Genomic DNA, 14,165 nt, shown 5'->3' on the forward strand with positions numbered 1-14,165 from the left:
TATAAATCTAGTATTGTTAAAAAGATATTTTATTGGAGGCTGCTATGTCGGAACAATATAATGATTCCAACCTTAAAATTTTTGCATTAAATTCCAACAAGCCATTAGCCCAAAAAGTGGCGGCTGCCGTTGGTGTTCCATTGGGTAAGATCTCAGTTGACCGTTTTAGTGACGGTGAAATTCGGATCAACATCGAAGAAAGTGTCCGGGGGGACGAAGTGTTCCTGGTTCAGTCTACTTCTGCACCTGTTAACGACAACTTGATGGAATTATTAATCATGATTGACGCCTTGCGTCGGGCTAGCGTTAAGACGATTAACGTTGTGATTCCATACTATGGTTATGCTCGCCAGGATCGGAAGGCACGTTCACGTGAACCTATCACAGCGAAGTTAGTAGCAGATATGCTCGAAAAGGCTGGGGCATCACGGATTATCGCCTTGGACTTGCACGCTGCACAGATTCAAGGATTCTTCGATATTCCAGTTGACCACTTAATGGGGGCACCATTGTTGGCTGATTATTTCTTGACTAAGGGCTTAGACAAGGATGCCGTAGTTGTTTCCCCTGACCACGGTGGGGTAACGCGGGCACGGAAGTTAGCCGAATTCTTGAAGGCACCGATCGCTATCATTGACAAGCGGCGTCCACGGGCTAATGTTGCTGAAGTGATGAATATCATCGGTGATGTTAAGGGTAAGCGTTGTATCTTGATCGACGATATGATCGACACTGCCGGAACTATCACTCTGGCTGCGCAAGCATTGATCGATGCTGGGGCAACTGAAGTTTATGCTTCTGCTACCCACGCGGTTCTTTCCGGTCCGGCTATTGAAAGAATTGAAAAGTCTCCAATTAAGCGGATGGTCTTGACTGATTCTATCCAATTACCAGAAGAAAAACGGATTGATAAAGTTGACCAAGTATCTGTTGGTGAATTGATTGGTGATGCAATCACGCGGATCCACAACAACCAACCAGTTAGTCCATTGTTTGTTAACCGGTTCCGCCGGAGTTGCAAAGACTAATCTACGGATTTAAGTAGAAACTGATAATTTATCGCTAAATACTAGCGGCATAAAGAGAATGAGAGAAAAAAGATGACTCCTGTCAAAGGGGTCATCTTTTTTCTATGCAAAGTTTGATTGCACTTCTATTGTCGTGCTTTCTACCCGCACTACTCAGCACTTCTATTCCTTAACGTGTTCACCAGCTCAAAAGCCTATGGATAACAACACCCCAGTGGATGACTTTATCATCTCACCGGGGTGTCCGTTATCCTACGCCTTTTACCCAAGCTGGTTTACACTTCTATTGTCGTGCTTCACATTGCAAGAGGCTCGTCTGTAAATAGCAACTTCGGCGATAATAAAATCATCACCATCAGTTGCTCCTTACAGCACGCCTCTTACCCGCAATGCTCAGCACTTCTTAATTTAACTTGCTAGCCGCTGCCTCATCCACAATCACAATCACATTCGGATGTTTTTGCAGAGCACTTGCCGGGCAATCCGGTGTTATTGGACCTTCAACCATAGCCTTAACAGCATCAGCTTTCTTTTCGCCATATGCTTCCATCAAGATTTGCTTAGCACTCAAAATTGAACCAATTCCCATTGAAATTGCATAACGGGGTACATCTTCTTCATGTTCAAAAAAGCGAGAGTTAGCATCAATTGTTGATTGAGTTAGCTTAACTTTGTGAGTTTTGCCATCAAATGGAGAACCTGGTTCGTTGAAACCAATGTGACCATTCCGCCCAATTCCCAGCAATTGTAAATCAATCGGATTTTCACTGAGTAATTCTTCATAACGTGCCGTTTCTGCAACGATATCTGGTGCCATCCCGTTAGGTAAATAATTGTGTTTAAACGGCTTAGCATCAAATAGGTGTTCATGCATAAAGCGGTAGTAACTTTGCGGATTATCTGGTTGTAACCCTACATATTCATCCAAATTAAGTGAAACGCATTGGGAAAAATCCAGGTCACTATTCCGTAATTCAGTATAAGTAGTTTCTGGGGTACTACCTGTGGCTAATCCGAAAACTTTTGCACCATTAGCTAGTGCTTGTTTAAAGACCTCAAAGCCTTTCTTGCCACCAACCACACTGTCTTTAACTTTGATAATTTGCATGAAACCTCACTCACTTTCTACGCTCTTTGGTATAGTCCAATTATATACCTGTCTATACCAATTATGCAAGTGGTTTCAACCCGAGAAATACTTATTCGACTTGTGACATGTTAGCAATATTCTGGTGCTTTAAGGATGGAAAAATTATCTGGTCTGCAAGGCCTACCAAGGTTCCTTGGAATAATAAGGCAAAAACTGTCCCAATATTAATCGCATAAAGGTGGTGTGTTAAACCAAAGATAACAAAAATGACAATGAGTGGGGGAGTGAAGGTAACTAACTGGGCAACAGTTGAGTTGCCTTTGAAAAAACGAAAGCGGATGATTTGCATTAGGTCATCAACCGGATGAAGCATCCAATTAACGCGTTGATAGAGTGAAATTGCCACAGCAATTAATACAACGCCTAAGCAATCTAAAAAGACTCGCAAGCTAAGTGGTAGACTAGTGATCCCCCATCTAACTAAAAAGTGGGCAAAGATGCCAACTAAAGAGGCAAATGGAACCATAAAAATTAAATTACCGATGATTCGCTTGGTTTGAAAGTGGTGCAATATGATGATATTGGTTAAGATCACTATTGCTCCGGATAAAAATAACCACCAACTCAAAGAAACCGGTGTTGTCTGAGCAAGGTTGACGGAGGCTGCTGTCCACAAGGCAGATCCCAAGTTGATTGAAACGGTTAGGGCATTGCCCAAACTGTTAATAATGACAGATAAGACAAAGTACCCCAATAAGTGCATTTTGTCTGGTTGTTTTACCATACTCTTTCTCTCCTTTACCAAACAGGTATGGGTTAACCCTACTCCAGGAAGCCATGAATGTAAATAATGCGTCGGTTACAAGTGGCGTCAACAAGCGTGGTATACTGAATTTGTAAGGTAGATAGAAGGAGGTCCTGTTATGTCCGAAAGTATCTTTTTCAATCCAGGGCAGTCGATTTCAAGTTCATTTGATTTCGATGAAGCCTACACTGCTGCCAAGATTTATCGGCATAAGGCGGCTAAACCTTTGCTGATCGTTCAAGAAAAGGATGGCCAACCTTACTATGTTTTTGATGAATCACAAGCAGTTAAAGAAGAGAATGCCAAAGCTAAAGAATTTGCGGTTTTGAAGCGTATTACAGACTAACGAGGAGGCTATGCGAATGATTCCTAATTATGAATTACATGATGGCAACGTGATCCCTTTATTGGGTTTTGGGACTTATAAGCTCAACGGGGCTCAAGGTGTAATTAGTGTGGATGCGGCTATCAATAATGGTTACCGGTTGCTGGATTCAGCTTTCAACTATGAAAATGAAGGCGCCGTGGGGGAGGCAGTACGTCGGTCGCCAGTTCCGCGGGAACAGTTATTTATCACTTCTAAGTTGCCAGGACGCCACCACAAGTATGATGAAGCTCTGGCTACGATTCAGGAGTCGCTCTACCGATCAGGGTTGGACTATTTTGATCTTTACCTAATTCACTGGCCTAACCCTAAGCAAGGCCACTATGTTGAGGCATGGCAGGCCCTAATCCAGGCCCAAAAGTTTGGATTAGTGAAGTCAATCGGGGTTTCCAACTTTTTGCCAGAGCACATCGACCGACTGATTGCCGAAACGGGGGTTACACCAGCAGTTGATCAGGTTGAACTCCACCCATACTGGTCGCAGCCAGATGTAGTTCGGTACAATAATGATCACCACATCTTGACCCAAGCATGGAGCCCCTTAGGTCGGGCCAATGCTGTCTTGCAAGAACCAGTGATTCAAGAAATTGCTACACGGCACAACAAGTCGGTAGCCCAGACCATTTTACGGTGGGAATTACAATTAGGAGTTGGGGTTATTCCAAAGGCTAATAGTATTCACCATCAATTGACTAACTTAGACATTTTTGACTTTGAGCTTTCAACGGATGAGATAAAGCGGATTTCTGCCCTGGACCGTCCAGATGGGATGAATAAGAATCAGGATCCGCGGGAATACGAAGAATTCTAGCAATAATCTTGGGATTGTTTTCCGAGTTATTTATGTAACATTAGCGCATAAGAAGGAGGCTGAAAATTTTCCAGCCTCCTTCTTAGTGTAATTATTAGTTTGCCCGGCTTGGCAGGTCGAGTTGAGCTTGGGCAAGGATATGCCCCTTAGCAGCCCGACGAAATTCATTTAGCCAGTAACCTTCTTTAAGATCGAGTTCTTGATCAAGGGCATAGACAGTCAGGGTGTAGTCGTGGGTTGTATCCGGTGGTTGGGGACCAACGTAGCCGGTAGTGATCGCTGGATCACCGTTAACCAAACGGCCAGCGTTGGAATTGTTCCCTTGGACAAACTGGTTAGCCAGGGTCCGACTAGCATCTTCAGGGATGGTTGTCCAGTCAGCCGGGATATTAGCAGCTAGCCAATGGATCCAGGTGAATCCGCAAACAGGGGTTGAATCAAAATCAATAAAGACTAAGGCTAACGATACAGTATTTTTTGGTAAATCGGTAATTTCGATTGGAAAAGACCGGACCGGGTGGTCGGCCTTTAAGTCAGCAGGGCCAGCGAACTTACCAAATTTGTCAGCTAAAAGACCATCTGTTAATGGGACATTAATTTGCATAGTCATGCCATCCTTTCAGAATTGAATTCTTATCACTATAATTGTACCAAAACCAGGCAAATTACCAGCGTAGCAGATGGTAAAATGAAGAAAAGACAACAAAGTGAGGCAAGAAACTATGAAAATCTTATTTGTTTGCTTGGGCAATATCTGTCGCTCACCGATGGCAGAAGCAATGTTTACGGCCATGGTCGCCCAAGCGGGGCTTGCTAACCAAGTAGTGGTTGATTCGGCCGCTACTAGCAATGAAGAAGTAGGAAATCCGGCTCATCCCGGTACCAAGAAGATATTGGCCCAGCACGGCTTATCTTCTCAAGGTTTAGTTTCGCGGCAGATTGCAACCGCCGATTTTTACGAAAGCGACTATATCATCTGTATGGATGAAAATAACCGCCGGGACCTGCAACGAATAGCCCCGGCTGATACTACTGCGCAGATTTATCAAATATTTGATATTGTTCCAGGGCAAAAAGGGCACGAGGTTGCTGACCCGTGGTATACCGGAAACTTTACTGTAACCTACCAAGACTTGGACCAAGCCCTTCCTTATTGGCTGGACCTAATCACTAAACAATTAGCGTAATTTAACCACTTCACCGGCACTAAAGACGGCACCCGATGTGAGGACTAGCTCTCCTTGATCGTTGATGTCTTGCACACGTCCGGTGATTTTTTGATTACCTAAATTTAAAGTGACTTCATGACCAATTACAACTGAGTATGTGCGGTATTCTGTCATCAACTTGGGATTAGTTCGATCAGCTAAAGCTGCAAGAACATTGGTCAGGAGGGCAATCGTAAAGGTGGTACTTGAGCATTGAGTAGCTTGGGCAATCTGAGCTAAGGTTCCGATACGATCGTGGAGTTCTGATGGGAAATCATTAATTTTACTTAAATAGTTAATACCAATTCCCAAAACGATTCCTTGTACTTGGTTGGTATCGGTATTCAAAACAACTTCGCTGAGAATGCCACAGACTTTTTTGCCATCAACGAGAACATCGTTGACCCACTTGATTTGTGCTGGTTGGTGAAGAGTTGAAGTTAGGGTTCGGACGACCCCGACTCCAGCGGCCGTTGTGAACAGTCCCGGGCTGGTCAAGTCATGAGTAGTTACGGGAAGAGTTAAGGTCAGATAGATGCCACCCGTAGCCGGTGAACTAAAAGGACGTCCATGGCGACCATACCCTTTGGTTTGATGGTTTGTGAGTACTACTTGGACTTGTTGGCCTTTATTATTTAGGATGAGCTGTTTGGCTAGCTGATTAGTTGATGCGATTTCAGGATAATAGTGAATTTTAAGCTGGGGTAGTGCTTGCTGAATGGTATACGGATTAATTGGGATAAGGTCTTTTTTCATATTGAGTGGTCTCCTTATACATTCAATAATTTTTATTGTTTATTATAATGAAATCTTTGCTAAATTAAAAGTTGTTTAGTAATTCGAACATTAGCTCCTGTAGAATACTTTATAGGTTTAATAATGAATGGGAGTAATTCTCTTACTTTAGCGAGGGATAATTATATTGATGTTATCGAGCTTGTGATAGCTAATTTTGTAAGGATTACTAAAACTATGCATAGTAATAATTTTTAACATTAGATGCTATCCGATAAATCATCTAAAGTTAAAAGAAGTTGGCTTATCAAAAAAAGTGTAGTAGCCAACTAGCATTGGATAAGCAAAATGGTTATCAGTGGATATATTAAATGTAGTATAGTATAATTAAGTGTAGTAATAGTATAATTTAATTAAGGTAAATAAATGTTTGTTTTACGCAAAAACTATTTATTTTTTGACTTAAATAAACGCTTATACTGTAATGATGGAATATAGGAAGGAGGGAGTAATATGTTAAAAAATAACCTATTTGCTACTAATTACAAGCAAAGGTGGTCAATTCGTAAATTGACTATTGGTGTTGTTTCTGTTTTCATTGGAGGAACAATACTTCTTATTAATAGTTCGCATACTGTAATAGCTGATTCTTCAGAACCAAAAATTGAAAGCGCTTCAAATCAAGGGGGAGGCATTTTAACCGATAATTCTACTAATCATGGAGAAGAAAATTCAACTGCTAGTGCAGCTGATGATACAGAAAAAACAACAGTTGCTAACGTAGATAATGATACTATCAAGGTTTCAACTAGTAACATAGTTGGTAATACTGTGGAAAAAACTGCACATCCAGAAGTAACAAAAACGAATGTTCAAGTAAATAGTAGTCCAGTAATTAATAACAATAATAAGGGGGGTGTGCTTGCAAAGCAAAATCATTCCCAAGCTACCGCTTCTCAATATCAACCAAAAGAAAGCGACGAAAGAAAGGAAGAATCTTCAGAATCTTCAAAAGCTAACTACTATGCAATCTTTCGTGAAGTAACTATCATTAAACCTGATGGTACAGAAGTGGTTCTACCTTACCAAGTTTTGGGTTCAATTTATTTTAATTCAGATGAGAAAGAGAATGATCAATTGCCGAAACTTGGGTTTAAAGCTCTTGAAGCTCCACCAATAGAAGGATATAACTCGCCTGTTATTCCTGCAATTTCTGTATCTATTTCTGATTTTTTGAATAATGATATTACTGATCCAACATACGATGATCATCTATACGATGGTCATCATCCTATACAACGTCAAAGTTTGGATGTTGTAGGTCTTCCGGACGACACAAAATATGATGATGACTATGATAGATTTTCAGATGAGTTTGATGAGAAGTACAAGGATAAATATGGTTTAAGTGATAATGACTTCGAGGCTTTATTAATTAAAGAAGAATATTTTTACAAAAAGAAGGAAGATCCTAAACCTATTGAAGGTAAGGAAGAAAAGACCATCACTAGAACAATTAATGTTCATTTACCTAATGGAGAAGTGCAAACCACTAAGCAACCTGTTACTTTAGAACGAACTTACACTAGTGTTGCTGGTAGTGACAAGAAAGAATATGGTCCGTGGAATACGGGGCAATGGGATGCTTTCAGTGCTCCTAAATTAGATGGTTACACTGCTCTTCTTGCTTCTGTTGATGCAGCCAAGGTAACTTCTGACAGTTTAGATGCTGTTGTTGATATTTACTATCGGGCTAATGAACCCGTTCTACCAGAGACACCAATTATACCTATTGACCCAAATAAGCCAATTAATCCTCCAACTACACCAGGTAAACCGATTGAGCCACCAACTAATCCGATTACGCCTGGTAATGCAACAATAGGTTTGGAAAGTGGTATTATCTCGAATAAGATAGCAACTAATTCAAAGGTTACGAGTCAGAATGTTGATAACAAAAATGCTCAGGAAAAGCTTCCGCAAACTGGAGATAAAGAGATAACAATCTACTCAATTCTTGGTTTAATATTGACCTCTTTCCTTGGAGCATGGTCATTTATCCGTAAGCGCTAAATGGTCTTATGACGATATAGCTTAATTTTATTTAAATATATAAGAGCGATGTAATTAAAAAGACATCGTTCTTTTTGTTTGTGGCGAATTGTCAAACTAAGTACAACACTTCATTAAATAAAACTTCATTAGCAGTCAAATAATTTAAGACTTTTTTGGGGACGAGGATTAAGTTGCTTTTACCATTCAGTTATCTCTTGGTCCGTATAATTATCAAGATCAGTTCGCTTTAGCACCACGTTGTTCTGGTGAATACTGATCAGGCCAATATACTAACGTCCCTAGGCGTTCAGCTATTGCATCTAAATCAAGGAATTCTGTTCCATGGTTTAAAGTTAGTGAACGAACAAATTCTGGGTCGATACTAGAAAAACATATCGATCAAATATAGTAAGTTGATTATAGCTCATAGTGGGTATTTCGTATGTTTTATTTGGTCATTAAACATTGTACCTGCTATGGGTCTTTTTATATTTGTGATGCACTTAGAGTGTAAATTCACGGCAGAGAATATTGGCAAGGTTAAATAATTTAAAACCTTAAGTAACGTGTAAACTCAATTCTTCGTTAAAGTGTACAATGAAAGTGAAGTGACGTTGGTGAATTTACGAAAGGAGGGGCAATTAGTGTTGTTAGTAACAGACAATGCATTGCTAGTATAAAAATGAAAAATAGAAAAACATTATGGATGTTCTTATTTATCGTTATGAGTGGACTAGCCTTATTCTTTTTCACCAGGCATGATGCTTTTATGTATCGCCAACCAGTTGGTCGTATTGAAACAGTGACCACAACTCACCGTGAAGCGACCACAGATTCATATCACAATCATGATGAGGAAATCCGGCAACAAGTTACGCTCCGAATTATTAATGGTAGATATCAGGGAGACTTGGTGACGATTCGCCATACATATTCACAATCAGGGGGCTTAGACCAGAGCTTAAGACCTCACCAGCAAGTCTTTTTGAATGTGACTTATGATGGCAAGCGGAAAGTTTGGCAATTTGATAACCTGAAGCGAGACACAACACTAGCGATGCTATTTTGGACGGTTATTGTCTTACTAATAGTTACAATGCATTTGCAAGGATTACGTGCTCTCTTATCGGTAGCATTGAATTTTGCGCTATTCTTGTTCTTTATTCAGCTTGATGTCCAGTTAAATTTAAACCATTTCTTCTGGTTATTTGCCCTAAGTGCCTTCCTGTTTACGCTTTTGTCAGTGTTACTTGTGATTGGGTGGAACAAGCAAAGCTTAGTAGTTTGCACTGCTATTTTCCTTGGAGTAACGATAGCTTTGGTACTCGGCTACGCCATCTTACAGGCAACCGGCAATCGTGGCATTCATTATGAAGCGCTGGATTTTGCCACTCAAGCACCAGAACAGCTTTTCTTTGCTGCGACAGTTATTGGATTATTGGGGGCAGTTATGGATGCAGCAACGGATATTGTGGCAACCTTATTTGAATTGAAACGGGCAGAGCCTAAGATCACTAAGCGACAATTATTCCAGTCGGGGCAACAAGTAGGTAAAGCCATCATGGGGCCTTTGATTAATGTATTATTACTGATCTTTTTTGCCGGTGAAATCACTATGGCGGTGGTTTACCTTCGGACCGGTAATTCAATTGCGTATACCTTTGAGTGGACAATGGCTTTAGGCTTAGCCCAAGCATTGATTTCCGCCATTGGGATTGTGTTGGTGATTCCAACGGCAAGTTTCTTGGCAACGCTTGTTTTAGGGAGGGAAAAAGCATGAATTCAATCACCGTCTTGACATTAATTTTGTTAGTTTTAATGGCAATTGTTGGAGGCAAACGTGGGGTTGTTTCTTTTATCAGTGTCGCCTTTAACTTTTGCTTGCTTTTTCTTACTGTGATCCTAATAGCAGGTGGTTTTCCTCCGTTGGCGGTCAGTGCTTTTATGGGAATTTGTATTCTCGCTATAACTATTTATATGGGAAATAACGATGAACGGGCAACTAACGTGGCTTTCTTAGCTACTTTGCTAGTTCTTGGTGCGATGTTAGTGATAATTATTCCCTTTGATCATTGGGCAATGGTTGCAGGATTTAGCAATGAACAATCAGAAGAGATTGAAGCTTTTAACCTCTTGATTGGAGTGAATTTCAGTGCAATTACCGCCGCAGTAACAATTCTCAGTACTTTGGGGGCGATTGCTGAAGCCGCAATTGCAGTAGCTTCAGGTTTAGAAGAAGTTATCCAGAACAAGCCCCATATTAGTCTCAGCGAGTTATTTACCAGTGGGCGTAACATCGGTTTTCAGATCATGGGGATGACGTTCAATACCTTATTCTTTGGGATGTTCGGGGGTGACTTATCCTTATTTGTCTTGTTGTATAAATTAGATGCAAATTTTGGATATTATCTCAATGCCAAGATTTTCGTTCGGGAGTGCATGCTCGTGCTTTATTCCGCAATTGCCGTTATTGCGGTGATCTGGATAACTACTTATCTTATGGGGCGGAAAGTAAATAGTCTGCGAAAAACTGACCGTTAACTTATGGATTTATATAAATCCATGGTACAATTTAAGTGTAAAAAGTTGATCCAAAGGGAGGGATCTGTGGTGTTAAAGAAAAAGAAAGTAGCAACAGGAATTGTTGCCTTACTAACTGTTTTTAGTTTAGGGGCATGTTCAGCTAGTGGAGGCACTAAGAACGATGCCAAAGTCAATACGCAGTCGCAATCCTACGTCAACAATCGGTATCAAAAAGCATTGAAGTATTTGGCTGATGGCTCTAATTCCAAAGCCAATGATGAGCTTCAAAAAATTAATGTGACTAGTAAAACTTCCACTAAGGTAGTCCAATTACGTAACAATGTGCGGACCTTAGTGGGTGTCGAACAGGCATTGGATGCTAACGAAGTTACCCGTGCAGAAAAGTTACTCGATAAGCTCCAAGATGTTTCTCGACCTGAGGAATTATTAACTCAGATTAAGGCAGTAAAAAAAGAAGCTAAAGAAGTAACACTGGCCAATACCTACTACAAGGAAATTCAGCGGTATTACAAAGCTGAGAAATATGAAGCAGCAGGCGGTAGTCTCCAAGCACTGAACTCGTTAAATGATAAGTACGTAACGGTAGCCCGCCTTCAAAAGCAAGCTTCCAAGTACAAAGACAAGATTGAAGATAAGCAAGAAAAAGAAGCAGCTAAACAAGCCAGTTATGCTAATGCTCGTTCTTCTAAGATTGTCAGCTCACAATACGCGCAACAAACTGGACGAAGTATCGAGTCGGCCTCCAATGCTGAAGTGGCCTCAGCTTCCAGTCAGGTAGCACAACCAACGAGCGCAGGGATTATCCAACAGTTCAGAGCAGCTACGGGGGTCCCACAGGTTAATGGAGACCAATACTTCGTGCAACAACTAACAGCTACGACTTATCAGATTGAAATCCGGCATACTAGTACCGGGGCATCTACTATTTCTAACCTGAAAGGTTTGTACACATACGATAGCAATACCCACAAGGCCCAGAAAATGGATGAAATCACTGGGGAATATAAGCCGATTAATTAGTGGCTTGGCGTAGCGGGGTTAAATATAATAACAATAATGAGACGTGGGGAAAGTTTCAGAATTTGATAACTTTAACGCACGTCTCTTTTTAGTAAGAAGGAGGAAGAATTGTGGCAGTTATGGAATTACGAAATGTAGTAAAGAAATATCACCTCGCCGACGGAAATGATTTTACCGCATTGAAGGGGATTAACGCTCAGTTTGAGGCAGGCGAGATGGTTGCTATCGTTGGGGAGTCAGGTTCAGGAAAATCAACCTTGATGAATGCGATCGGCGGATTAGATTCGGATTTTACGGGCGAGATCCTTTATCATGGACACAACTTAGCCCAGTTTAGTCAGCAGGAATTAGTTGACTACCATAAGAAGAGTATTGGTTTTATCTTCCAAAATTTTAACTTGATTGCCCACCTCAACTTGGTTGACAACGTAGCAATGGCTATGACTTTATCCAACGTGGATGAAAAGACCAGAGTGGCACGAGCAGAGCAACTCTTAACCAAGGTGGGGTTGGGGGACCATATGTATAAAAAGCCAGACCAGATCTCAGGGGGACAAAAGCAGCGGGTGGCGATCGCTCGGGCTTTGGTTAATGATCCGGATGTGATTATTGCTGATGAACCAACCGGGGCCCTCGATGCTGAAACCACTGGAGTGATTTTAGCATTGATTAAAGAGATTGCTACTGAAGGGAAACTGGTGCTGATGGTGACCCACTCAGACCGGGTGGCGGCCTTTTGTGATCGCGAACTCCGGATTGAAAATGGTAAGTTATTAGCCACTACACCCACCTCTTCCCCAGCGACAACGCCAGCAGTTGGCCGGTTAGGGAAAGTGGCTAATATGTCTTTGGCAAAAGCGATTCGCTTAGCTTTTCTCAATATGAAAGCTAAGTTTGGGCGGAATTTTTTAGTTGCACTAGGGTCTAGTATTGGGATCATGGCAGTGATTTTGATGCTAGCTTTGGGCAAGGGCGTGACCACATACGTCAGTTCAACGATGAAATCTTATACTAACCCCAACATAACAGAGGTTCATAAACAGGCTGGCAATCAGCAAAAAGCCATGCAAAATCCGCAACAGATGGACCGAGCAGAGATTGCCAAACAACAGCAAGCCAATATTGCCGCTATGACTGGGGCTAGCGGTGGGGGTTTCACTGATAAAGATATTGCCCGCTTGAAAAAGATTAAACATGTGGACAGATATCAGTTAGGATATTCAGTATTTTCCATGGGAAATGACGCGGTGACTTATCATGGCAAACGGGCTAGTGTTTTGATGTTGCAGACCATGTCGGACAATATTGCTAAATCAACGATTGTCAAGGGCCATGCTCCTCACCGCGGTGAAGTTGTTCTAGATAAAGGGACAGCTGATTTGCTAGGAAAGGATATAGTTGGTAAGCAGGTTACGTTTGATCTTAAAGTTGGCACCAAAAACCTAACAAAAACGATGACAGTTGCAGGGCTCTATGAAGCACAGACGCAAAGTGTAAGTACGATGATTGTCAGCTATGATGAAGTTGCTAAACTTTACTCCGAAACAGGACAGACACTTGAACCGAATGTAATTTACTTGCACACGGCGAATAAAGATAACACTAAGCAAATCAAGAATAAGGTTAAGAAATTAGGCTATACCGGTTCGATGCAAGAACAAATGACAGAAATGTTTACTCAAATGTTAAATGTCATTACTTGGGTATTAACAGCAATCGCTGCTATTTCATTGGTCGTTTCCGCAATTATGATCTTAGTTGTTCTCAATATTTCTGTGGTCGAGCGGACCAAAGAAATTGGAGTGCTCAAAGCCTTAGGCGCACGGCGTAAAGATATTCGGCGGATTTTTGCAGCGGAAGCCTTTTTGATCGGACTTTTCGCAGGAATTTTAGGCGTGGCTTTCACGTATGGTTTGAGTTTGGGAATCAACCGTTTTGCCCATAGTGCTTTTGATATTACTCTCGTGATGTTGACGCCGAAGTATGTCATGACAGGAATTATTTTGAGTGTTGTGATCAGTATGATCGCAGGAATTTTGCCGGCCAACCGGGCGTCCAAGCTGGACCCAGTCGAAGCCTTGCGAAAGGAGTAGGTAGTAAGGGATGAAGAATTTTGTTGATAAGTTATGGGTAAAAACCGACATTTTTATTCTAGTGATATGTGTGATCATGATAGTTATCGGTTATTGGCAAAAACGGATTGTGACGGTTTCTAACTTTTTATTCGTGGCCGGTCTCGGTTATATCTGCCTGATGATTTGTAATATTTTACTCCACGCTGGTTTGTTTTCTGGCTGGTTTAAAAAAAAGAAAAAAGGCGAAACAGACGAAGAGTACCAGGCGGATAAGATTGAGGTTGAAACGGTTGCTAGCAAGAAAAACCGCCCGATTCATTTTGAAGCCTTAGCAGCTAACTGTCTGGTTCTGGGCTTAGGAATGATTGTCCTAGCAATTATCATTACATTGTAGAACAAGAGGGGGCAA

14 protein-coding genes and 1 pseudogene are annotated in these 14,165 nt (G+C 41.3%); 10 read left to right on the plus strand and 5 right to left on the minus strand.

Translation table 11 applies throughout. From position 1 onward, the window contains the following. Positions 1-44 precede the first annotated feature (44 nt). Positions 45-1,028, plus strand: coding sequence for a ribose-phosphate diphosphokinase (locus V3C97_RS01085; RefSeq protein ID WP_009555597.1), 984 nt, complete (start codon positions 45-47; stop codon positions 1,026-1,028). Between the two features lie 403 nt (positions 1,029-1,431). Here V3C97_RS01085 and nagB read toward each other — a convergent pair whose 3' ends face one another. Both nagB and V3C97_RS01095 read right to left on the minus strand, forming a co-directional pair. Next, positions 1,432-2,136: a glucosamine-6-phosphate deaminase gene (gene nagB, locus V3C97_RS01090; RefSeq protein ID WP_216543854.1), complete on the minus strand. Its 705-nt coding sequence runs from the start codon at positions 2,134-2,136 to the stop codon at positions 1,432-1,434. A 91-nt stretch (positions 2,137-2,227) separates the two neighbouring features. Beyond that, positions 2,228-2,902: a YczE/YyaS/YitT family protein gene (locus tag V3C97_RS01095; protein WP_009555593.1), complete on the minus strand. Its 675-nt coding sequence runs from the start codon at positions 2,900-2,902 to the stop codon at positions 2,228-2,230. Positions 2,903-3,041: 139 nt separating this feature from the next. Between V3C97_RS01095 and V3C97_RS01100 the strand changes: the two genes are divergently transcribed. Continuing rightward, positions 3,042-3,269: a hypothetical protein gene (locus tag V3C97_RS01100; RefSeq protein ID WP_009555591.1), complete on the plus strand. Its 228-nt coding sequence runs from the start codon at positions 3,042-3,044 to the stop codon at positions 3,267-3,269. A 10-nt stretch (positions 3,270-3,279) separates the two neighbouring features. Next, positions 3,280-4,119, plus strand: a complete 840-nt coding sequence (locus V3C97_RS01105) for an aldo/keto reductase (RefSeq protein WP_338434292.1) — start codon at positions 3,280-3,282, stop codon at positions 4,117-4,119. A gap of 94 nt (positions 4,120-4,213) precedes the next feature. Here V3C97_RS01105 and V3C97_RS01110 read toward each other — a convergent pair whose 3' ends face one another. Next, positions 4,214-4,723, minus strand: a complete 510-nt coding sequence (locus V3C97_RS01110) for a YbhB/YbcL family Raf kinase inhibitor-like protein (RefSeq protein ID WP_009555585.1) — start codon at positions 4,721-4,723, stop codon at positions 4,214-4,216. 118 nt (positions 4,724-4,841) lie between these two features. Between V3C97_RS01110 and V3C97_RS01115 the strand changes: the two genes are divergently transcribed. After that, positions 4,842-5,306 (plus strand): low molecular weight protein-tyrosine-phosphatase, encoded by a 465-nt coding sequence (locus tag V3C97_RS01115; RefSeq protein ID WP_338434293.1) that lies wholly within the window; start codon positions 4,842-4,844, stop codon positions 5,304-5,306. Here V3C97_RS01115 and V3C97_RS01120 read toward each other — a convergent pair. Further along, on the minus strand, positions 5,298-6,083 hold the full coding sequence (locus V3C97_RS01120) for a biotin--[acetyl-CoA-carboxylase] ligase (protein ID WP_027826482.1): 786 nt from the start codon (positions 6,081-6,083) through the stop codon (positions 5,298-5,300). The two genes, V3C97_RS01115 and V3C97_RS01120, sit on opposite strands and share 9 nt — an antisense overlap. A gap of 492 nt (positions 6,084-6,575) precedes the next feature. Here V3C97_RS01120 and V3C97_RS01125 point away from each other — a divergent pair, with 492 nt between their 5' ends. After that, a complete protein-coding gene (locus V3C97_RS01125) occupies positions 6,576-8,135 on the plus strand; it encodes a mucin-binding protein (protein ID WP_338434294.1) in 1,560 nt (519 codons plus the stop codon). A gap of 91 nt (positions 8,136-8,226) precedes the next feature. Here the strand turns inward: V3C97_RS01125 and V3C97_RS07815 are convergent. Beyond that, positions 8,227-8,501 (minus strand): annotated as a pseudogene (locus tag V3C97_RS07815) (transposase); the annotation flags it as partial. 298 nt (positions 8,502-8,799) lie between these two features. Between V3C97_RS07815 and V3C97_RS01130 the strand changes: the two are divergent. From V3C97_RS01130 to V3C97_RS01150, 5 genes are all read left to right on the plus strand, one after another. Next, positions 8,800-9,897 carry a YibE/F family protein gene (locus V3C97_RS01130; RefSeq protein ID WP_338434295.1) on the plus strand — a complete coding sequence of 366 codons (1,098 nt, stop codon included), beginning with the start codon at positions 8,800-8,802 and terminating at the stop codon, positions 9,895-9,897. Then, positions 9,894-10,658 (plus strand): YibE/F family protein, encoded by a 765-nt coding sequence (locus tag V3C97_RS01135; RefSeq protein WP_009555575.1) that lies wholly within the window; start codon positions 9,894-9,896, stop codon positions 10,656-10,658. The genes V3C97_RS01130 and V3C97_RS01135 overlap by 4 nt, the downstream gene beginning before the upstream one ends. A 69-nt stretch (positions 10,659-10,727) precedes the next feature. Beyond that, entirely contained in the window at positions 10,728-11,681 is a 954-nt protein-coding gene (locus tag V3C97_RS01140; RefSeq protein WP_338434296.1) for a hypothetical protein, read from the plus strand. Between the two features lie 110 nt (positions 11,682-11,791). Continuing rightward, positions 11,792-13,774 (plus strand): ATP-binding cassette domain-containing protein, encoded by a 1,983-nt coding sequence (locus tag V3C97_RS01145; protein WP_283590145.1) that lies wholly within the window; start codon positions 11,792-11,794, stop codon positions 13,772-13,774. Positions 13,775-13,784: 10 nt separating this feature from the next. Then, positions 13,785-14,150: a DUF3899 domain-containing protein gene (locus V3C97_RS01150; RefSeq protein WP_009555569.1), complete on the plus strand. Its 366-nt coding sequence runs from the start codon at positions 13,785-13,787 to the stop codon at positions 14,148-14,150. The last annotated feature ends 15 nt before the right edge of the window (positions 14,151-14,165 follow it).

Origin of the sequence: Ligilactobacillus saerimneri (assembly GCF_036689625.1) — a bacterium.
GTDB classification, from domain to species: domain Bacteria; phylum Bacillota; class Bacilli; order Lactobacillales; family Lactobacillaceae; genus Ligilactobacillus; species Ligilactobacillus saerimneri.